A 20347-nucleotide genomic window follows, 5' to 3' on the forward strand; every position below is an offset into this window, starting at 1 on the left:
TGACAACCCGAGGTTGACAGTGGCAGGGTGTCAACCTACGGTTGACACATGACGAGTCAGCGACCCGACCCCACCTCCTCCATCCGTCTCGACGACCTCATCGACGCGATCAAGAAGGTCCACGAGGAGCCGCTCGAACAGCTCCAGGACGCGGTCATCGCCGCCGAGCACCTCGGCGAGGTCTCCGACCACCTGATCGGCCACTTCGTCGACCAGGCACGCCGTTCCGGGGCCTCGTGGACCGACATCGGCCGCAGTATGGGAGTCACCCGGCAGGCAGCGCAGAAGCGGTTCGTGCCGAAGGAGTCCAGCGCCGTCGACGTCAGCGAGGGCTTCAACCGCTACACCACGCGCGCGCGGAGCGCGGTCATGGCCGCCCACAACGCGACCAAGACGGCCGGCAACACCGAGGGGCTCCCCGCGCACCTGGTCCTCGGTCTGCTCACCGAACCCGACGCGCTCGCCGCGAAGGCGATCCTCGCGCAGGGCGTCACCCTGGAGGCGGTCCGCGAGGCCGCGACCGCCGCGCTGCCGCCGGCCGCCGCCGAGGTGCCCGAACTGATCCCGTACGGCTCGGACGCCAAGAAGGTCCTGGAACTCACGTTCCGCGAGGCGCTGCGCCTCGGCCACAACTACGTCGGCACCGAGCACATCCTGCTGGCGCTCCTGGAGTTCGAGAACGGCGACGGCGTGCTGAGCGGCCTCGGCATCGACAAGTCGGCCACGGAGCGGTGGGTCGCGCAGGCCCTGGAGAAGGTCGCGTTCCGCCCGCAGGGCAACGCCTAGAAGCGCCGGGAAGGCTGCCCGGCGGGCATTGTCAGACCCCCCTGGCACACTCGCAGCATGGCCGACCGGTGGGTGCTCGCTCCGGCCGAGGGCGGTGGCGTGGACGTCGCGGCCCTCGGTCCCGACGGGCTGCTCGCGGGACCGGTGCTGCGGGAGGCGGACCTCGTGCGGGCCGTGCGCGAGCGGCCCGACGTCACCCGCTGGGTCTGGCGTTCCACGGCCGAGGTGTATCCGCGACTGCTCGCCGCGGGGCTCCGGGTGGAGCGGTGCTACGACGTGGAGGACGCCGAGACCCTCCTCCTCGGCCACGAGGGGCGGCACGGCGAACCCCGCTCGGCCGCCGCCGCCCTGGCCCGGCTGCGCGGCGGCCCCGTACCGCCGGATCCGGCGCACCGCTCCGCCGCGCCCGGCGCCCAGTCCTCGCTGTTCGAGCCGGGGTCCGTCCAGTCCGTCCCCGTGCCGCTGGCCGACCTCGCCGAGGTGTACGCCGAGCAGCAGCGGCGGCACGGCCGGGCCGAACACCCGGAGCGGATGCGGCTGCTGACGGGGGCCGAGTCGGCGGGGATGCTGGTGGCCGCCGAGATGAACCACGCCGGGCTGCCGTGGAGCGCGGACGTCCACCGCGCGGTGCTGCACGAACTGCTCGGCGAGCGGTACGCGGGCGGCGGCGAGCCGCGCCGGCTGGCCGAGCTGGCCGACGAGGTGTCCGCCGCCTTCGGCCGCCGGGTCCGCCCCGACCTGCCCGCCGACGTGATCAAGGCCTTCGCCCAGGCCGGGATCCGGGTGAAGTCCACCCGCCGCTGGGAACTCCAGTCCCTGGACCACCCCGCCGTGCGGCCGCTCGTCGAGTACAAGAAGCTGTACCGCATCTGGGTCGCGCACGGCTGGTCCTGGCTGCAGGACTGGGTGCGCGAGGGCCGCTTCCGCCCGGAGTTCATGGCGCACGGCACGGTCACCGGCCGCTGGGTCACCAACGGCGGGGGTGCCCTGCAGATCCCCAAGGTCATCCGGCGGGCGGTGGTCGCCGACCCGGGCTGGCGGCTGGTCGTCGCGGACGCCGACCAGATGGAGCCGCGGGTGCTGGCGGCGATCTCGCGCGACCCCGGTCTGATGGAGGTGGCGGGGCGCGCGAGCGACCTCTACCAGGCCGTCTCCGAGCGCGCCTTCTCCGGCGACCGCGAGCAGGCCAAACTCGCCGTGCTGGGCGCGGTCTACGGCCAGACCTCCGGCGACGGACTGAAGAACCTCGCCGCGCTCCGCCGCCGCTTCCCGCGCGCGGTGGCGTACGTCGACGAGGCCGCCCGGGCCGGGGAGGAGGGCCGGCTGGTGCGGACGTGGCTGGGCCGCACCTGCCCGCCCGCGGCCGGCGCCGGCGACGAGGGGACGGAGGAGGCGGGCATCCCGGTCGGCGGCGACGAAGAGGGCGGGGACGGCCGGCAGTGGGTTCCGGGGTACGCGTCGAGCAACGCACGCGCGCGTGGCCGCTTCGCCCGTAACTTCGTCGTGCAGGGCAGTGCCGCCGACTGGACCCTGCTGCTGCTCGCCGCGCTGCGCCGCACCTGCGCGGGGCTGGCGGCCGAGCTGGTGTTCTTCCAGCACGACGAGGTGATCGTGCACTGTCCGGAGGAGGAGACGGAGGCGGTCGTGGCCGCGATCCGGGAGGCGGCCGATCTGGCCGGACGGCTGACGTTCGGCGACACCCCGGTGCGGTTCCCGTTCACGACGGCGGTGGTGGAGTGCTATGCCGACGCGAAGTGAGCGGGGTGGGTCAGCGGGGTGGGTCAGATCACCGGTGGGCGGCCGAGGCGGGTCAGCTGCCAGACCGTTCGCCAGCGCATCGGGCGGCGCGGACCGGCCGGTTTGCGTACGCCCTCCACGAAGCCGCCGAACCAGGCCCTGAGGCCGCCGAGCGAGCGGGTGCGCAGCAGCGTGACGGCCGTCCATATCCCCAGATGGACGGGGATGAGCGGCAGCGGAAGGTTGCGGCGGACGAGCCAGACCCGGTTACGGGCGGTGACGCGGTGGTAGATGGCGTGCCGGGCGGGCGAGGTCTTGGGGTGCTGGAGCAGCAGCTCGGGCGCGTAGAGGATCTTCCAGCCGGCGTCGGCGGCGCGCCAGGCCAGGTCGGTCTCCTCGTGCGCGAAGAAGAACTCGGCGGGCCAGTCGCCGGTGTCGGCGAGCATGCGCATGCTGAGCGCGTGTCCGCCGCCGAGGAAGCCGGTGACGTACCCGCCCTCCATCGGGTCGGCGGCACCGACGCGCGGCACGTGCCGGCGCTGGGTCTCGCCGTGTTCGTCGGCTATGCGGAAGCCGACTATGCCGAGGCGCGGGTCGGCGGCGTACAGGTCCCGTACGCGGTGCAGCACCTCGGGATCGACGAGCAGCCCGTCGTCGTCCAGTTCGACGACGACGTCGACGTCCCCGAACTCACGGAGGCGGGCGAGGGCGACATTGCGGCCGCCGGGGCAGCCGAGGTTCTCGTCGACGTCGATGGTGGTGACCTCGCCGGGCAGGCCGAGGCGGTGGGCGAACTCGGGGAGCCGGCAGCCGTTGCCGACGATCACGACGCGGGCGGGGGCGAGCTCCTGTTTGGCGACGGACTCCAGGAGGGCGTCGACCTCGTTCGGCCGGTTCCCCATCGTCACCACGGCAACGGCGATCCTCGGCTCCACCACCACGTCCCTCACTTCATCCGGCCGGCGACGGCAGTACCCCATGCCCCCGTCGCACGACGCCCGTCATTCACCTAAATGTTGCCTCACATACGGAGGTTGCCCGGACACCGGTTCACTTGGTGTCCCGTTTACGGCGATTCAGGTCGTTCTCTGTCGCTCACGGTGACACCGTAACCTCGCATCGAAGCCGCCTCACCTGCAGGAGAACGCGATGCCCTTCCGCTGTGCCGTCCTCGACGACTTCCAGAACGTGGCGACGTCGTTCGCCGACTGGTCGGTGCGAGGGGAGGAAGTGACGGTGGTCCCCTTCACGGAGCACTTCGGCACGGAGGACGAACTGGCCGCCGCCCTCGCCGACTTCGACTGCGTGGTCACCCTGCGGGAACGGGTCCCCTTCCCGGCGTCCCTCCTCGACCGCCTCCCCCGGCTGCGGCTGCTGATCGCCTCCGGTATGCGGAACTCGGTCATCGACTACGCGGCGGCTACGGCAAACGGGGTAACGGTGTGCGGTACGGAGAGCTCCTCCACCCCGCCGGTCGAGCTGACCTGGGCGCTGCTGCTGGGCCTGGCCAGGGGGCTGGTGCGGGAGAACACCGCCCTGCGGGAGGGTGGGCCGTGGCAGTCGACGGTCGGCGCGGACCTGCACGGGCGCCGGCTGGGCCTGCTGGGCCTGGGAAAGATCGGCAGCCTGGTGGCACGGGTGGGGCTGGCCTTCGGTATGGAGGTGAGCGCGTGGAGCCAGAACCTGACGGCGGACCGGGCGGCGGAGGTGGGGGTGGCGCGGGCTCCCTCGAAGGAGGACCTCCTGGCGGAGAGCGACTTCGTCTCCGTCCACCTGGCGCTGAGCGACCGCACCCGGGGCCTGCTGGGCCCCGCCGAGCTGGCCCTCCTGAAGCCGACGGCGTACCTGGTCAACACCTCCCGCGCGGCGATCGTCGACCAGGACTCACTGCTGGCGGCCCTGCGGGAGGGGCGTATCGCGGGCGCCGGGGTCGACGTCTTCGACACCGAACCCCTCCCCGCCGACCACCCGCTGCGCACGGCCCCCCGCCTGCTGGCGACCCCGCACCTCGGCTACGTGTCCCGCGCGAACTACGAGCGGTACTACGGCCAGGCGGCGGACGCGATCAGGGCGTATCTGGCGGGGACACCGATACGGCTACTGGGCTGACCGGCGGCACCGCTTGGCCGCGGTCCCCCCACCGGGCGGGGGCCGCGGCGTTCAGCCGACGGTCGGTCAGACGACGGTCGGTCAGACGACGGTCGGTCAGACGACGATGCAGGTCATCGCCGCCCACAGCAGGGGCGAGTGCTCGATCCGGCCGCCCGTGCGCCAGCGGTCGAGCTGCTCGCGCTGCCAGCGGCCGAGCCGGTGCACGGGGTCGTCGTGCTCATGGGCGGTGTCGACGGCGACGACCGCCTCCGTCAGCGGGCGTACGGACTCGGGCAGGTCGCCCAGCCGGTGGAACGCGAAGCTGGTCGGCAGCACCCAGCGGGTGGCGGTGACCAGCTCGGCACCGTTGTGGATCATCGCCGTGGCCAGGCCGAACGACTCGGCGAACCGCAGATCGCCGCCGCTCTCGCAGCCGATGAGGGCGACACGGGCCGGCGCGGGCCAGATCCTCGCGCCCGGCTCGCCGTCCGCGCGCAGGGGGAGCGTGCCCAGCAGGAGGTCCTTCGCCGACAGCGGCCGATGGGCGCGGACCGGCTCCGTCAGGCCGACGGCCTCCGGGCCGCAGCACAGATGGAGCGTGCCGTCCTCGCTCTGCCCGCCCTCGACCGGCGCGCCGCTCACATGGCCGACGTACATCAGCCGACGAGCCCCCGCGCGGAGCGCACCGCTCAGCCAGTCCCGGTCCAGGTCTGTGCGGCGCAAGGCCTCCGCGGGGGCGGTGACGGACGGCACGACGGCACCCGCGTCGAGCCGGCGCCGGACGAACGACAGCAGCTCCGGGTCCGAGCCCGGCGGTCCCAGGACCGAGCCGAGCGGGGAGTCGGCCCGGAATCCGGGGATCCGGGGATCGAGGACGAGAACGACCGCGTCGGCGTCCGGCGCCGGGCGCGGACCGGGACGCCGCCCCGACGACACCGGCGCGGTGGTCACGACGTCCGCCAGATCGATGAGCCGTACGTCGGTCGCGTCGTCGACGGCGAGCAGTTCCCAGGGGACCTGGGCGACCCGGGGCGACGGCTGGATCCGTACCAGCGGACGGCCCGCCCGCTCCGACACCCGGCGTATCTGCGCCGTCAGCCCCTCCGGCCACAGCGCCTCGGCCAGCGTCCGCGCGAGCCGGTGCTCGGTGCGGTGACCGGCCAGCGCGCCCGAGCCGAACGCCCGCCGCATCCCCTCCGCTCCCTCGCCCGCCCCCGGCAGCGCGGCGGTCAGTGCCCGGACCGCCCGGTCGGCCTCGTCGGCCGGCGCACGGCCGGTGCCGAACCCCTGGACCCCGCCGGCCCACGTCCAGGTCATGAACAGATCGCCCGCGTCGGCGAGCCGGACCTGGACCACCGGGCGGCTCGTCAGGTCGTCGGTGAGCCAGAACGGCGTCTCCTCCTCGCTCACGATCCGCCGGTGATAGCGGAACTCGGCCGCCGCGATGTACTCCTGGAGCGCGACACGGCCGGACTCCGGCGACATCCGCACCCTCGGCGGCGGCGCGACCCGCAGTCCGGCGGAGGCGGCGGCCTCCGCCGCGACACCGCCGAGCGTCGTCGTGCCTTCGAGGCGCCCGTACGTCTTCATGGCCGGGCTGGGGAAGACCGGCGAGTCGGGCGTCGTCGGCCCGGGCGTACGGCCCAGCGCCAGGGAGGCGCCCGCGCAGCGGTGTTCCACCAGTTCGAAGAGGAGTCCCTGGTCCTGCGCGCGGACCGCGAGGCGGAAGGCCAACCGCATGGCGTCGTCCGCCAGTTCCAGCCACTGGCTGCGCGCGTGGGCGGTCACGAAGTCGAAGCGCGCCGCCGCCAGGGCCAGCGCGGCGGGAAGGGCGAGGGAGAGCGCGGTACCGACGGACTCCCGCTCGCGGTCGCCGTGGTCGGTCCGGTCCAGGTTGTCCTCGAGGGTCCTCGCGAGCAGGAGGTCGACCTGCGCGCACCGCTCGTACACCCCCCGCGCCTGGTACACGTCGCGGGCCTGCTGGGCCAGCCGCTTCAGCTCGGTGATGTCGCCCCGGTCGTACGCCTGCTGGGCGCCCAGCAGCATGGTGTCGGCGGCGGCGACCGAGGCACCGAGCCGTTCGAAGCGGGCCAGGCTCGCGTCCAGCAGGTCCGCCGCGCCGGTGGCGTCGCCGCGCAGACCGGCGAGAAAGCCACGGGCCTGTTCACAGACCGCCAGATCACCGAACTGGCGCCGCTCCTCGAAGAACGCGGATGCCTCGGCGTACCAGCGCTCCGCGAGGTCGAGGTCGCCCCGGAGCATCGCGGCGTACGCCCGGTGCGCGAGCAGCGACTGCCGCTCACCGATGTCCCCGGTCGCCCGGAAGCCGTCCTCGGCGCGGGCGAAGTAGTCCTCGGCCGGGTCGAACCGGCCGGTCGAGGCGCAGATCAGACCGAGGGCGGTCAGCAGCCTCGGTACGGCCTCCGCCGCGCTCGCCGGGGTGACGGACAGCAGCGCGGACGCCTGTTCCTCGGCCGCTCCCCACTCGCCCCGCTCCATCAGCAGATGCACCCGGTTCAGGCCGAGTTCGGCGGTGCGCAGCCCCTCCGGGTCCTCGAACTCGGGGAGCCGGGCCGCCGCCTCGTCGAGCCGGGCCAGCGCCTCGTCCAGGCGTCCGGTCCTGCGCAGCAGGTCGGCCTCGGCGAGCAGCGTCTTCAGCAGGACCTCCAGCCACAGTTGACGCCCGCGCGGCCCCATCGGCACCGCCGCGACGCCGTCGAGCAGGGCGCGGGACCGCTCGACGGCGTCCGCCGCCCCGGCCAGGTCCGTGGCGGTGAGCCGGACGCCCGCGAGGTCGGACAGCAGATGCGCCCGCAGGAACCGCACGTCGGGCGAGTCCTCGATCGACTCGGCCGCGGTGAGCAGTTCCTCGTAGACGGCGCCGGCGGCGGCGGGATCGGCGGCGAGCTGATGCTCCTCGGCCCGGGCGAAGCCGCTGTCGAAGGGCTCTCCGTACAGCATCGGTCAGCAGTCCTCGTCAGTAGTTCTCGGCAGTAGTTCTCGTCAGTAGTCCTCGTCAGTAGTCCTCGTCGGTGGCGGCGGCGGCGATCTCGGCGAGGAACAGTCCGGCGTCGGACGCGTGGGGCTCGGCCGCGGTGGCGAGCCGTCGTCGGACCAGCGCGCGGACGGCGTCGCGGTCGGCGCGGCCGGAGGTGCGGGCGTCGGGACCCGGACCCCGACCCGCATCCGGCCCCGGACCCGGACCCGGGTCGAAGCCGGGGAGCAGCACCCCCACCTCGATACGCGACGGCATCGCCGTGGCCGGCAGGTCCAGGTCGGCGTGGCCGGTCCACAGGTCGTCCCGGCGGGCGAGGGGTACCCGGTGCGGGCGGCCGTCGTCCACCCGGACCTCCGCGACGAGGTGCGCCCCGGCGGCCGGGGCCGCGAGATGTGCGACGGCCTCGACGTCGATCCGCCGGCGCGCGCCGAGTGCGCGAGCGGTCCAGGTCACCGCGGTCTCGGAGGCGTCGACGAGGCCGGGCGGACAGCGGCGCCAGTCGTTGGTCCCCGAGCCCCGCGCGATCACCCGGCCACCCGTGGCGAGCGGTCCGCCCGCCGCGAGGGCGTAGCCGCCGGGCCGGGCGAACAGCGCGCCGGGGTCGACGGGCGTACCGGCCGGACCGTCATCGTCCAAGGCGGCCCGGAGGTGCCGCAGGTGCGGCCCGTCGAGTCCGGCGGCGTCGGCCGCGCCGTCTATCAGCCGCAGGACACGCTCCAAGTGGCGTGCCGTGTCCGCCGGCTGGGGCGCCGCGCGCCACCACCGGATCAGCGGTTCGAGGGCGGCCCGGTGGTCCTCGATCAGTTCGGGCACGCAGTCGTCGGGCTGGTCGCCGACGTCGTCGAACAGCTGCTGGCAACCGTGGGTGAGCGCGGCCAGCTCCAGGCCGAGCACGTCCGGTTCGAGCGCCGGTATCCCGTCCGTGTGCGACGCCGGCCACCAGCGGGCCGCCCAGTGCCCGAGGCCGAGCCGGGCGGCGGCACCCGCGAGAGCGGTCGGGTCCGCCCTCACGCGTACGGCGTCCGGGGCACCCGAGGCGCAGTCGTGGACGGCGGCGGCGACGCGCTCGCCGTAGACCGCCCACAGCCACTGCTGCGCCCGGCCCACGTCATGCACCTCCGCCACCGGCGGACCCGGGTCCCCGAGGACGGACCAGGCCAGCACCGCTCCCGCGACGTCGAGCACGGCCCGGGCGAAGTCGGGGCCCGCGGCGCTACCGGGGGCGATGCGGATCGTGCCGTCCTCGCCCCGCGCGACCCGGACGTCGACGGGGGCCGGCGCCATCACGCGCTCCTCGGCTCGGCCGCTTCCGCGGCCGTCGTGGACAGCGCGCGCAGTGCCGAGCGGACCCTGGCGCGGTGGTCCATCATCACCGAGCGGGCGACCCCGTCGAGCACCGCCCAGGCCGACGCGAGGTCCCCCAGCGGTGCCCCACGGACGTCCCGCCCGTGCAGCCGCACCCACAGCCGCCGCATGTAGGCGGCCCAGGGGGTGCGCAGGTCGCGGGCGATGGCGTCCAGGGTGCCGCCGTCCGGCTCGGGGCGGGGAGAGACGGTCATCCGGCGGGCGCGGAGGACCGAGGCCTCGCGCCGCCAGCGGCTGTTGACGGCCCGGTGCGCCGCCGTCCGCCCCGGCGCGGGTTCCCCGGTACCCAGGGGATCGAGGCCGGCCGCGAGCCGGCCGCCGAGGACCACGGCGACGCGCAGGCTCTCGTCGTACAGGCCGAGCGGAGCGCAGCTGCGGCCGGCCTCCCGTCCGACGAGTTCCGGCACGGTCGGCAGTTCCTCGCCCCGGGCAGCCGACGCCGACGACTGCAGTACGACGAAGAGCCGTTCGAAGAGGGTGCGGTCCAGCGGTGCGGGAAGCGTGGCCGTCGAGGCGCCCCGGCCGACCTCCGGACGCGGCGGCACCTGCCGTGCGGTGAGCCCCAGATGCGCCGGCAGGTCGTCGCGGTCCCAGACACCGCTCGCGGGCGCCCACAGGGCCCGGCCGAACAGGCCGCCGTGTCCCGCCTCGACCATGGCCGCGTACTGCGGTGCGTTCGCCGCCCGGTCCGGCGCGCCGCATGCCTCCAGCACCTCGGCCGCCAGCGCGACCGCCGCGGCCGCGGAGGCGGCCGGGGGACGGCTCTCCCAGGCGGTGGCCAGCTCTCCGTCGAGCCGGGAGCGCCGGACGGGGTCGGCCAGCCAGTCCTTCAGCGCCTCCACCGTGCGTCCGTCGGCCGAGTCCGCCAGGTCCTCGACGACGGCCCTGGCGATCGTGTCGGCGTCGGCGTCGGCGTCCGCGTCCGCTTCGGCCGAGGGGGCTCCGTGCTCGGTGGCCAGCTCGAAGCAGCGCTGGAAGTACAGGTCCTGAGGGTTGCCCGCCACGATGCCGAGCGCCCGGCGGGTCTTCTTCAGCAGCGTGAACCACTGTGCCGTCGCCGCGAGACGCGCACCCGACTCCCGGATCAGCCCGTCGAGACGAGCGGCCCGGTCCGGTCCGAGGAAGTCCGCCGCGAGCTCGGGACGCAGCGCCGGCCTGACGATCAGCGGCAGCACGATCAGCTTGACCGTCCGGGTCAGGGGTGCCCCACCGGGTCCGCTCAGCGATTCCAGCCCCGGCCCGAGCCCACGCCAGGCATGGTCGATGACCATGGCGCGCGGCCGGCGCTCTCCGGTCGGCTGGCTCGGGGGCGGCATGTGAGGAGCGTACGCCGACCGGAAACGGGGGGACGAACCTGGGATCGGTAGGCGTCGGCGCCCCCCTAGGGTCCCCGCCATCGGGCAGAACCCGCAGCTGGGAAGGACGTCATGGGAATCTTCGGAAAGCGCAAGAGCCGCGAGGAGCGGGCCGCCGAGATCGCCGGCAAGGTGGCGAGCGGCAAGGGTTTCTACGGCCGTGCCACGCGCGCGTTCCTCGGCGACGACGACTTCGCCAGGGTCCAGCAGTCGATCGGCGCGTACCACTCCGGCGTCGAGGTACAGCAGTTGCTCGCCGCGGGGGCGCCGACCATACCGGCCGTCGTCGTGTCGATCGGCGACACCGGCAAGCTGGTCAACTTCGACCCGGTCGTCGACCTGGTCCTCCAACTGCCCGGGGCCGCCGAGCGGATCGCCCTGCAGACCATCGTCTCCAAGCTGCGCATCCCCCGCGCCGGCGACCAGGTGCTGCTGGTCGCCGACCCCACCCGGCCCGGCGGCTACCTCTACGCCGGGGACGGGGTGGCGCCGTGAGCCCGGAACCGCTGTGCGAGGCACCGGCGAACGACTCCGTGCTGCTCTCCTTCGACGGCCGGGTGCTGGAGGTGTTCGGCTACGTCGACGACGCCCGGTACCACGTCTGGGAGGAGCCCCGGATCGAGATCGGCACCGGCCGCTTCCGCCGACTGACGATCACCGTCAGGAGCGGCCGACGCCACAGCATCCCGTACGACGCCCATCTGCTCCCCGGCGTGCAGGTGCTGGCTGATCTGCTGGCGCGGAGCCTGCCCGGGGCGGGATGAACGGCTACGCGCTGCTGGAGCTGTGGTGGGTGGTGCCCTCGGGGCTGGCGCTGCTCGGCTACGGGCTTTCGCTCGCCGGGCTGACCCGTGCCCAGCGGGCGGTGTGGGTGAGGGCGCGGATCGTGGAGGTGGGGCAGCCGGCGCACGGCGAATCCAAGGGGCCCGCGATACCGGTGACGTTCGCGTTCCGGGACCCGGCCACCGGGCGGGAGTTCGCCCTGCCGAACGCCGGCAAGCACGGTGACGCGGTCCGGGAGGCCTGGGTGGGCCGTGAGTTCGACGTGCGCTACCCGCCCGGGCAGCCGCACCGGTTCCTCGTCGTGGCCGACGGGGCCGACGCGATCGACAGGAGCGGACGGGGCGGTCCCGACTGCGCGGTCGCCCTCCTGCTCGTCGGGCTGGTGATCCATGCGGCCGTCGCCCGGGGCTACCCGTACGCGCTGCTCGGCTTCGGCGCCCTGCTGACCGCCGTCGCGGCACTCAGCCCCGACATCCGCCGGGCGCGCGCCCGTGCCGCCCGGCTGGCCTCGGCCGTCGCCGTCCCGGCGCGCGTCGTAGCCGTCACCACGGACGTCCATACCGACGGGGAGGGCAGCGAGTTCGTCACCCACGCGCCCGTCGTCGCCTTCACCACGCTCGACGGCATCGACGTCACCGTCCTGTCCCGCGCCGGCCTCCCCGACCCGGGCCGCTCCCTCGGCCGCGAGCTCACCATCCACTACGCCCCCGACGACCCAGCCGTCCACACACCCGACCTCGCCTTCGACCGCCGGGAGCGCGCGAAGGACATCGGTCTGGTCCTCGCCCTGCTGACCGCCGGAATCGCGGCGTTCCTGACCGGCGCGGCCCTGCTGTGACACCGCCCGCGGCCGGCTGCACGCCCGGTCGGGCGGCTGGGCCCTGGGGCGGTTCGCCCTGGGGGTGGCCCACCTCTGGCAGCAGAACGGCACCGTGAAGGGCACCTCGCCGGGTTCGCCGGCGCCGCCGCGCGGCACGGCACGGCATCGGGGTGGTGCCCGCCACCGCGTTCACCGTCGGCCGCGGCACGCTCGCCGAACTCACCCGGTCCACACCGGAGGTCCTCGTCACCGGCTGACACCGCAAGGAACCGCTCACGGCACAGCTCAGGTGCGCCCCGTGCGGTCAGGGCCGGCCCAGCACACCGCCAAGGCCGGCCCACCAAGGTCACCGCCGACGCCGCCGACCCTGCCGTCAGGGGCGGCCCAACGCGCGGTATTCCCAGCCCGCGGCGCGCCACTGGGCGGGGTCGAGGGCGTGGCGGCCGTCCACTATGCGGCGTTGGGCGACGACGCCGCCCATGACCTCCGGGTCGATCTGCCGGAACTCGGCCCACTCGGTGAGGAGCACCACGACGTCCGCGCCGGCGGCGGCGCTGAGCACGTCCGTGCCGTAGGTCAGGTCCGGGTAGGCACGCCGGGCGTTCTCGACGGCCGCCGGGTCGACGACGGTCACCTGGGCCCCGGACTGGTGCAGGGTCCGGGCGACGTCCAGCGCCGGAGCGTCACGGATGTCGTCGGAGTTGGGCTTGAACGCCGCGCCCAGCGCGGTCACCTTGGCGCCGGCCAGCTCGCCGCCGGCCAGCTCGCGGACCAGGTCCACCGTACGGGCCCGGCGCCGCTGGTTGATGGCGTCGACCTCGCGCAGGAAAGAGACGGCCTGGCCGACACCCAGTTCCTCGGCGCGGTGGCTGAAGGCCCGGATGTCCTTGGGCAGGCAGCCGCCGCCGAAGCCGAGGCCGGGCTTGAGGAACCGGCCGCCGATCCGGTCGTCGTAGGCGAGCGCGGTGGCGAGACCGGTGACGTCGGCGCCGGTCGCCTCGCAGACCTCCGCCATGGCGTTGATGTAGGAGATCTTCGTGGCGAGGAAGGAGTTGGCCGCGACCTTGACCAGTTCGGCCGTGGGCAGGTCGGTGACGACCACCGGGGTGCCCTGGGCGATCACCGGGGCGAAGGCGGCGCGCAGCTGCTCCTCGGCCCACTCCGACGCCGTACCGAAGACCAGCCGGTCGGGCCGCAGGGTGTCGTCCACGGCGTAGCCCTCGCGCAGGAACTCCGGGTTCCAGGCGAGTTCGACGTCCGTCCCGGCCGGGGCCGTCCGCTGGACGAGGTCCGTCAGCCGGGCGGCGGTGCCCACCGGGACGGTGGACTTGCCGACCACGAGGGTGCGTCGGCGCAGGTGCTGGGCGAGTTCTCCGACCGCGCTGTCGACGTAGCGCATGTCCGCCGCGTACGAGCCCGGCTGCTGGGGTGTGCCCACGCAGATGAAGTGGACGTCGCCGAACGCGCCGGCCTCGGCGAAGTCCGTGGTGAACCGGAGCCGGCCGGTGTCGAGGGCCTTCGCGAGCAGTTCCGGGAGGCCGGGCTCGAAGAAGGGCACCTCGCCCGATGCGAGCCGCTCGATCTTGGCCGGGTCGACGTCCACGCCGAGGACGTCGAAGCCCAGGACGGCCATGCAGATGGCGTGGGTGGCGCCGAGGTAGCCGGTGCCTATGACGGTGAGGCGGGGCGCGGGTCTCTGGGTGTCTTCCAGAACGGTCGTAGAGGTCACGGTGGTCTCCTGAGGTGTCCGGGCACGTCGGCCCGCCGCACTGGCCGGTGGCGGCCTGCGGAAAGCGAGGGAAGCGGGGGAAGTCAGGGGTGACAGCGGAGCTGTCAGGAGGTGCAGGCGATGTTGGCGAGGCCCTCGGCCGCGTCGTTCGCCTTGTTGTCGCAGGTGACTTTGTTGCCGTCGGACGTGAGGTGGAATCCGTAACCGGGTCCGTCCACGTTCGCGGTGTTGTCCCGGAAGGTGTTGCCGGTGCCCCAGCCGTTGACGATCTGGTGGGTCTGGAAGCCGTCCTGCGGTGAGTGGCTTCCGGTGTTGCCCTGCAACAGCCAGCCGTTGCCCTTCACATCGACCCAGGAGTCGTTGTTGTGGGAGCCGCTCAGCTTCGATCCGTCGAAGGTGTTGTCCATGACCTTGCCGTCGCTGGTGCCCTCCTTGATGTCGATGGCCTCCGCGGTGGTGTCGCTGATGTGGTTGCCGAGCACCACGTTGCGGTCGCTGGTGTCGGTCTTGCAGTTCGACACGGTGCACCAGTTGGACTCGGCGGTGCCGATGTAGATGCCTTCGCCGTACTTCTCGCGGCGCAGCCCGGTGGTGCGGACGGTGTTGCCCCGGACCATGTTGTCCGAGCTGAAGTCCCGCAGGTGGATGGCCTCGTCGCCGATCTGCTCGACGGTGAGGCCCTGGATGACGGTGCCCACCACGCCGTCCGCCATGACGCCCTTCTGCGCGTCGCGGACGGTGAAGCCGACCAGCCGCCAGTAGCCGACGTGGTTCAGGTGGAAGGCGTAGCCGTCTTCGGTGCCGCCGCCGTCGATGACGGCTCCGGAGCCGCCGCACAGGAAGATCGGCTTCTCGGCCGTACCGGAGGCCTCGGCGGTGAAGTTGCCCGCGTAGGTGCCGTTGGCCAGGGAGATGCTGTCGCCGGGTTGCGCCTGGGCGAGCGCCTGTTCGAGCGTGGCGGCGTCGCTCACCTTGATGGAGGCCTTCGGGCAGCTGACCTCGGAGTCGGGTACCGAACCGCTCGTGGCCTTCGAGGACGGCGCCTTGTCGGTGGCCGACCGGGACGGCAGGACCGACGGGGTGTCCTCGGACGCCGGCTCCTCGGTCGCCGAGGCCCTGGGCCCGGCGGAACTGGCCCCGGCCTTCACCTCCGGGTCCCCTCCGCCGCCGCCGGCCACCGCCACGACGAGCGCGGTCAGGGCGAGCAGGAACGCGCCCGCGGCCAGCCAGACGGCTGGCTGCCGGAAGCGACCGCCCCCAGGGCTGGGCGGCGGGGTCGACGGCGTGGTCGGCGTGGAAGACATGGGCGGCAACTCCGGTCCGTCCGGTCGGGCAGTCGGCAGGGGGGCAGGGGGTGGGGGCCGGCGGTCAGCGGGGCGGGGCGGACTGTGGCGTCAGGGCGCGCAGGGCGGTGGTCTCCTCGTCGTCCTTCGAGAACCAGTTGAGCTGAGCCGCATGATGCCGGAGGGGAACCTCCTTGACGGCTCCGGACAGCGGCCTCTTGTCGTCGTACGGGTGAACGCCCAGGACCCCTCGGCCGGCGCGACGGCGGCCGCGGCGGCTCTGGCGTCGGCCGAGCACCGCCGAGAACAGGATGAGCAGCAGCATGCCCGCCCAGAGCAGGGTCATGGGGCTGGCGTAGTGCCGGAACTTGATCCAGAAGGAGCTGGTGTCGTGCCAGGCGAACGTCTGGTTCTGCTTGACGGTGATGCCGCCGTGGGCGCGGGTGGTGTCCACGGCGCTCGGGCCGACGCCCGAGATCACGTTGTACGTGACGAGGGACTTGTTGACCGATCCGACGAGGCTGATCCCGTGGTTGGTGCCGTCCTGGACGGTGTTGCCGCGTATCTCGCCGACCGAGTCCCGTACGTAGATGCCGGTGTCGGTGCTTTCGACGATGTTGCCGGTGATCGTCGCGGCGGTCACGCCGTCGCGCACCGAGATGCCCTGCCTCGACTGGCCGCTGAGGTGGTTTCCGGTGATGGCGACCTTGGTGGCGTCCTTGCGGGCCACGATGCCCATGTCGCCGCCCTCGATCCGGTTGTTCTGCACGCCCACGTCCGTGCCGCCGAAGATCTCGATGCCGTAGTGGCCGTTGTCCTTGGCGGTGCTGTCGGACACTGAGTTGGAGCCGTAGCTGCTGATGGACTCGCCCGAGGCCGAGGGGCCGCTGGCGAGCGGACGGCCGCTGATCGTGAAGCCGTTGCCGCCGTTGCCCGTGGCGGTGGAGCCACTGACCCGGACCTGCTCGGTGGCACGGGCCATCACGAACCCGTCGCCGCCGTTGTCCTTGGAGACGGTCCGCTCGACGACGGCGTTGGTGACGAACCGGTGCAGGACCACACCGTGTTCCAGGCTCTTCTGCACCGTGCTGTCGCTGATGCTGACCCCGTTGGCCCCGGAGATGAACAGGCCGTACGCGTTCTCCGTGAGCGTGGAGTGCCCGATCTCCGCCGAGACGTACGACAGGCTGGGCACCGAGAACCGGGTGTCCGGCGTGGCCAGCGAACCGGAGGGCTGGGCGACCACGTCGCCGCTGCCCGCGTCCGTGTCCGACGGCACCGACGAGTCCTTGATGTTGCCGGTGTCGGGGCGGTCGGTTCCGGTGAGGCTCAGTCCGCCGGTGCGACCGCTCCAGAAACCGAGGTCGCTGACCTTGGCGTACGTCATGGAGAACTGGCCGCCGATGGCGCGGATGTAGGCCCGGCCGTCGCGTACGTCCGTGTCCGGCTTGTTCTTCTTGTCGTCCCAGCCGACGATCCGCATGGGTGCCTGCGGGGTGCCCTCCAGGGTGAGCCGGCCGCCGAAGGACACGATGCTCACGAAGCCCTTGTTGCTGCTGGCCATCCGCAGGGTGAGCCCGCCGGGGTTGGACAGCTTCAGCTTGGCGCCGGCGTTGAGGTAGAGGTTCTCGGTCAGCAGATAGGAGCCGTCGCGCTCGCGGACGAACGTCTGCGGAGCCAGTTCGAGCAGGTCGGAGACGGTGTAGGGGTTGCTGCGCTGGGTCAGGACCAGGGTGTAGCCGCTGCCGGTGTCCAGCCGGTACGGGGCCTTCCACTGGCCGCCCTTGAGGGGGGCCACGGCGGCCACCGCGCGGACCTGGTCCAGACGGTGGTCCTCGGCGGCCACGAGCGCGGTCTCGTTCTCCGCGTCCGTGGCGTTGACCTTCGGCTTGTCGTCTCCGTCCGCGGCGGGGGCACCGGGGGCGGAGGCGAGGAGCGCGCCGGCGGCGAGGGCCAGTACGACCACTCCGCGCAGGCCGGCCAGGAAATGATGACGTGTCATGACTGCTGCACCTCCGGCCACGAGGCCGTGGCGGTCCGCGTCGATCCGCTCAGGGACGCCGAGTTCTGTCCCTCGCCGCCGACGCTGTCGCTGGTGCGGGTCAGCCAGCCCTGCTTGTTCATGGTGACGAAGGCGAACAGCTTGATCGGCAACGAGATCATGATGACGACAAGGGCCAGCACCGGCAGCAGCAGCACCTCCTGGGGATGTCTGCGCAGATGGGAGTAGCCGCGGATACCGCGTCCCACGAGCAGCCAGATCAGCACGAGGACGATGCCCCGGCCGGTCAGTTCCAGACGGCTGAACACCAGATAGCCCAGGGCCATGCCCATCGTCACCGGCGTCAGCAGGATCTGCAGCACAGTGATCTTGGTGACCAGGGGGACCTTCCAGAGCCAGCCCTTGTACACGGCGGTCAGATAGCAGCGGTAGGAGTTCCGACTCCAGCGCACCCGCTGCTTGACGAAGGCGCGGAAGGAGGAGGGGAACATCGACATCGCCCGGGCGGACGACTGGTGCACGGTCTTGTAACCGGACGCCAGCACCAGCCAGGTCAGCCGTCCGTCGTCGCCGGCGACACAGCGCCGGCCCAGGAAGAACTCGTTCTCCAGGTTCTCCAGGACGGGCTCGATCGCGGCCCGCCGATAGGCCGCCGTACGACCGGACAGACAGGCCACGGCGCCCGCGCGGCCCATGGCCGGGACGTAGTCGTAATAGCGGAGGTTGACCAGCCAGTCGGCGACGCGCCGCCAGATGCTGGTCCGGCGCTGGTACACGTTCTGCTGGGTGCCGACACCGCCGACCGCGGGGTCGACGAACGGCATCTGGACGGCGGCCAGCAGCCCCGGCTCCCAGCGGGTGTCGGAGTCCACCAGCACCACCAGCTCGCTCTTCGCGGCGCGGATGCCCACGCCCAGCGCCGAGCGCTTGCCGCTGTGCTCGAACGCCAGCACCCGGACCCGGGGGTCCTGCACCTGCGCCAGCCTCTGGATGACCTCGGTGTCCGCCACGTCCGGGACGATGATGACCTCGGTGGGATCCTGGGACAGCCAGGTGTCCAGGCAGTCCAGCAGGATCTCCGCGTCCTCGCGGTACGCCGGAACCACCACGGACACCGTGGTCCGGTAGTTGTTCACCACGGGCTTGGCAAACCGGGAGAGCACCGCCCGGTAGAGCCACAGCCCCCAGACGAAGATGCCGGCGATGCCCAGCGGCATCACCTCACGCCATGACGTCTCGGCAGTCACCGTGACTATCCATGACCAGAAATCGTCGAAGAATCCCGACACGAACTCAGACCCCCCAGCCGGAGCGTTGCCCAAACACATGGGCGAAATGTGCGATGTTCGCGGTCTACACGGCGAAATCTAGGGCCGAAACGATCCCTCTCGACACACGGGCAACACAAAGTTCACCTGTCGCATGCACGAAAACTTCACAAAACAGGCGCCCCTTGAGCGAAGAATCCACCGCCGCACCACCCACATCAGGCCACCTACGACCGACCTGATGGATCATCACATGCGTTGCGCCGTACGGCTTTTACCCGCACGCCGAGCAGACACCGACCTCCGCCGCCCCGCCGGACCCCCGGGCTCAGCAACCTTCGCATGAGCAAAGTTAATGTGATACACGTCACATGGCTCGAATCCGGCATGGCGAACACATGTCACACACAGCTCATCAAACGGCCATCCGGCGCATAGGGCATCCCCTCGTGGTTCAGGGGCTGTCCCCGCCGACCGACTCGTCGTCCGGGTCCTCGGTCGCGTACAGGGCAGGCCCGAGGCGGGCCGCCAGAGTGTCCCCCGCGATGTGTGTCCGGGTCACCGTGCCGTCGTCACCCGGCGTCAGCTCCGCGTAGTACCCCAGGTCCGTCCAGTCCATCGGGCGGTGGAAGAAGAAGTCGACCGTGTCGTCGGGGTACTCGGCCCGGAGCAGGGGAAGCACCGTCTCCAGATCGAACTCGGCGCCGCTGCCGCTGATCACCACGACCACCTGGTCCGGCCCCGTCCGCCACACCCGCACATGCGCGCGGCCCCGCCGGCCGTGGCGCGGCTGCCAGGGATCCTCGTCGCGGATCAGCTCGGGACGGACGCGCTCGACGGCCATACGGGACCCCTTCTCTCTTCTCCGGCACTCCCGGTGAGGGTACGAACGGCACGGCGGCCACGCCCCCGCAACCGGGCAGGGAGGGACATCCACCCGGGAACTCATTACCGGTGGCATCGGCCGCGGGCCAGGATGGGGCGGTGGATGCCAACGCCGCGGCATTGATCGCGCAGGCCGGACAGTTCGACGCCGGTGACCGGGCGGAGGCCGCATGCGGGCTGGCCACGGCGGTCACCGGCCGGGAGGACGATCCGGCGGTCGGCGCCCTGATCCGGCTGACCCAGGACGCCGCACCGGACGTCAGGGACCAGGCGACGTTCGCGCCGGGCACGCCGGCCCCGACGGACGGCCCCGCCGTCCGCGCCGCACCGCGGGCACGGCTGGACGACAGCGACCCGGACACCCGGGAAGAGGCGGTGCGCGGTCTCGCGCTGCGACGCGACCCGCGGGCGGTGCCGCTGCTCACGGAACTGCTCGCGGCCGACAGCGCGCATCTGCACACCTTCCGGGCCGCGGCCGTACTCGCCGACCCGGCGCTGCTGCCCGCGCTGGAGCGGTACGAGCCGGCGGACCCCGGGGTGGCCGAGGCGCTGGAAGCCTGTGCCCCCGGGCGACGGGAGCGCCGGGACCGAGCCGCAGCCACCCTGCTGGAGGAGGTGTACCGGCTGCTGCCGGACACCGACGCGGCCGTGTCCGCGCACCGCATGGAAGCCACGCCCGTCCTGACGCTCACCGCCGGGGACACCCCGCTGACCTGGAACGTGGACCGTCTGCTGGTGCGGGCCGACGGCGACGCGCCGGCCGCGGCCGCCCTGGTCGCACAGGATGTCGCCGAGGTCGCCCCAGCCCGCGTGTGACACGCCGCCACGCCGCCCCCAACACGATCGTGGTGCACCCTCGGTCCGGCGTCCTGGAGACTCCGACACGGTCGTAGTGCGGACAGCGAGGACTTCGGCCCCGCGGCCGCCGCCGTACTCGCCGCCGAGGCGCAGGCCGTGGTGTACGCCGGTGCCTCACCGCACCGGGCCGCCCTGTGCGCCCGCGCGCTGGAGCGGACGGGCTTCCGGGGCACGCGCATGGCGCCGGAACCGGTCCTGGAGGCCGGGTTCCTCACGGAGGCGGGTACGGCGGCCGAAGGCCGGCTGATCAGTACGGCCTACTTGACATCCTCCCCCTCTTAAAAGAGGGGGATTCCAACCCGGGTGGGTTGAGGTTCACGGGCGTTCGCACGGCTGGTGGCCGTTGTCACCCCTCCGGCACCGGCTGTTCGCCGGGGGCGGGGGATC

General features: G+C 72.9%; 17 protein-coding genes. 8 read left to right on the forward strand and 9 right to left on the reverse strand.

The window, feature by feature from the left end; translation table 11 throughout:
• Positions 1-48: 48 nt before the first annotated feature.
• Positions 49-786: a Clp protease N-terminal domain-containing protein gene (locus ACFPIH_RS44070; protein ID WP_381184485.1), complete on the forward strand. Its 738-nt coding sequence runs from the start codon at positions 49-51 to the stop codon at positions 784-786.
• A 57-nt stretch (positions 787-843) separates the two neighbouring features.
• The gene (locus ACFPIH_RS44075) at positions 844-2544 is read left to right on the forward strand and encodes a bifunctional 3'-5' exonuclease/DNA polymerase (protein ID WP_381184488.1); all 1701 of its coding nucleotides are present in this window, start codon (positions 844-846) and stop codon (positions 2542-2544) included.
• Positions 2545-2567: 23 nt separating this feature from the next.
• Here ACFPIH_RS44075 and ACFPIH_RS44080 read toward each other — a convergent pair whose 3' ends face one another.
• Positions 2568-3461 carry a glycosyltransferase family 2 protein gene (locus ACFPIH_RS44080; RefSeq protein WP_381184491.1) on the reverse strand — a complete coding sequence of 298 codons (894 nt, stop codon included), beginning with the start codon at positions 3459-3461 and terminating at the stop codon, positions 2568-2570.
• 211 nt (positions 3462-3672) lie between these two features.
• Between ACFPIH_RS44080 and ACFPIH_RS44085 the strand changes: the two genes are divergently transcribed.
• A complete protein-coding gene (locus tag ACFPIH_RS44085; RefSeq protein WP_381184494.1) occupies positions 3673-4632 on the forward strand; it encodes a D-2-hydroxyacid dehydrogenase family protein in 960 nt (319 codons plus the stop codon).
• 96 nt (positions 4633-4728) lie between these two features.
• Here the strand turns inward: ACFPIH_RS44085 and ACFPIH_RS44090 are convergent, their stop codons facing one another.
• From ACFPIH_RS44090 to ACFPIH_RS44100, 3 genes are read right to left on the reverse strand one after another with little or no spacing between them, the layout of a single operon-like run.
• Entirely contained in the window at positions 4729-7575 is a 2847-nt protein-coding gene (locus ACFPIH_RS44090) for a hypothetical protein (RefSeq protein WP_381184496.1), read from the reverse strand.
• A gap of 55 nt (positions 7576-7630) precedes the next feature.
• The gene (locus ACFPIH_RS44095; RefSeq protein WP_381184499.1) at positions 7631-8896 is read right to left on the reverse strand and encodes a hypothetical protein; all 1266 of its coding nucleotides are present in this window, start codon (positions 8894-8896) and stop codon (positions 7631-7633) included.
• Complete coding sequence (locus tag ACFPIH_RS44100) at positions 8896-10293, reverse strand: hypothetical protein (RefSeq protein ID WP_381184502.1); 1398 nt, start codon at positions 10291-10293, stop codon at positions 8896-8898. The genes ACFPIH_RS44095 and ACFPIH_RS44100 overlap by 1 nt, the downstream gene beginning before the upstream one ends.
• Before the next feature lie 111 nt (positions 10294-10404).
• Here ACFPIH_RS44100 and ACFPIH_RS44105 point away from each other — a divergent pair, with 111 nt between their 5' ends.
• From ACFPIH_RS44105 to ACFPIH_RS44115, 3 genes are read left to right on the forward strand one after another with little or no spacing between them, the layout of a single operon-like run.
• The gene (locus ACFPIH_RS44105; RefSeq protein WP_381184504.1) at positions 10405-10827 is read left to right on the forward strand and encodes a hypothetical protein; all 423 of its coding nucleotides are present in this window, start codon (positions 10405-10407) and stop codon (positions 10825-10827) included.
• Complete coding sequence (locus ACFPIH_RS44110) at positions 10824-11096, forward strand: hypothetical protein (protein ID WP_381184506.1); 273 nt, start codon at positions 10824-10826, stop codon at positions 11094-11096. The genes ACFPIH_RS44105 and ACFPIH_RS44110 overlap by 4 nt, the downstream gene beginning before the upstream one ends.
• Positions 11093-11953, forward strand: a complete 861-nt coding sequence (locus ACFPIH_RS44115) for a DUF3592 domain-containing protein (protein ID WP_381184509.1) — start codon at positions 11093-11095, stop codon at positions 11951-11953. The genes ACFPIH_RS44110 and ACFPIH_RS44115 overlap by 4 nt, the downstream gene beginning before the upstream one ends.
• Before the next feature lie 355 nt (positions 11954-12308).
• Here ACFPIH_RS44115 and ACFPIH_RS44120 read toward each other — a convergent pair whose 3' ends face one another.
• From ACFPIH_RS44120 to ACFPIH_RS44140, 5 genes are all read right to left on the reverse strand, one after another.
• On the reverse strand, positions 12309-13568 hold the full coding sequence (locus ACFPIH_RS44120) for a UDP-glucose dehydrogenase family protein (protein WP_381184544.1): 1260 nt from the start codon (positions 13566-13568) through the stop codon (positions 12309-12311).
• A 200-nt stretch (positions 13569-13768) separates the two neighbouring features.
• Positions 13769-14968: a right-handed parallel beta-helix repeat-containing protein gene (locus ACFPIH_RS44125; RefSeq protein WP_381184512.1), complete on the reverse strand. Its 1200-nt coding sequence runs from the start codon at positions 14966-14968 to the stop codon at positions 13769-13771.
• A gap of 64 nt (positions 14969-15032) precedes the next feature.
• Complete coding sequence (locus tag ACFPIH_RS44130; protein ID WP_381184514.1) at positions 15033-16949, reverse strand: right-handed parallel beta-helix repeat-containing protein; 1917 nt, start codon at positions 16947-16949, stop codon at positions 15033-15035.
• The gene (locus ACFPIH_RS44135; RefSeq protein WP_381184517.1) at positions 16946-18196 is read right to left on the reverse strand and encodes a glycosyltransferase family 2 protein; all 1251 of its coding nucleotides are present in this window, start codon (positions 18194-18196) and stop codon (positions 16946-16948) included. Before ACFPIH_RS44135 ends, ACFPIH_RS44130 begins: the two co-directional genes overlap by 4 nt.
• 475 nt (positions 18197-18671) lie before the next feature.
• Complete coding sequence (locus ACFPIH_RS44140; protein WP_381184519.1) at positions 18672-19061, reverse strand: hypothetical protein; 390 nt, start codon at positions 19059-19061, stop codon at positions 18672-18674.
• A 140-nt stretch (positions 19062-19201) separates the two neighbouring features.
• Here ACFPIH_RS44140 and ACFPIH_RS44145 point away from each other — a divergent pair, with 140 nt between their 5' ends.
• Together ACFPIH_RS44145 and ACFPIH_RS44150 are read left to right on the forward strand one after the other, a co-directional pair.
• Complete coding sequence (locus ACFPIH_RS44145) at positions 19202-19918, forward strand: HEAT repeat domain-containing protein (protein ID WP_381184522.1); 717 nt, start codon at positions 19202-19204, stop codon at positions 19916-19918.
• A gap of 138 nt (positions 19919-20056) precedes the next feature.
• Entirely contained in the window at positions 20057-20242 is a 186-nt protein-coding gene (locus tag ACFPIH_RS44150) for a hypothetical protein (RefSeq protein WP_381184524.1), read from the forward strand.
• Positions 20243-20347: the final 105 nt, after the last annotated feature.

This window comes from Streptomyces vulcanius (assembly GCF_042653945.1).
Lineage (GTDB): Bacteria > Actinomycetota > Actinomycetes > Streptomycetales > Streptomycetaceae > Streptomyces > Streptomyces mangrovi.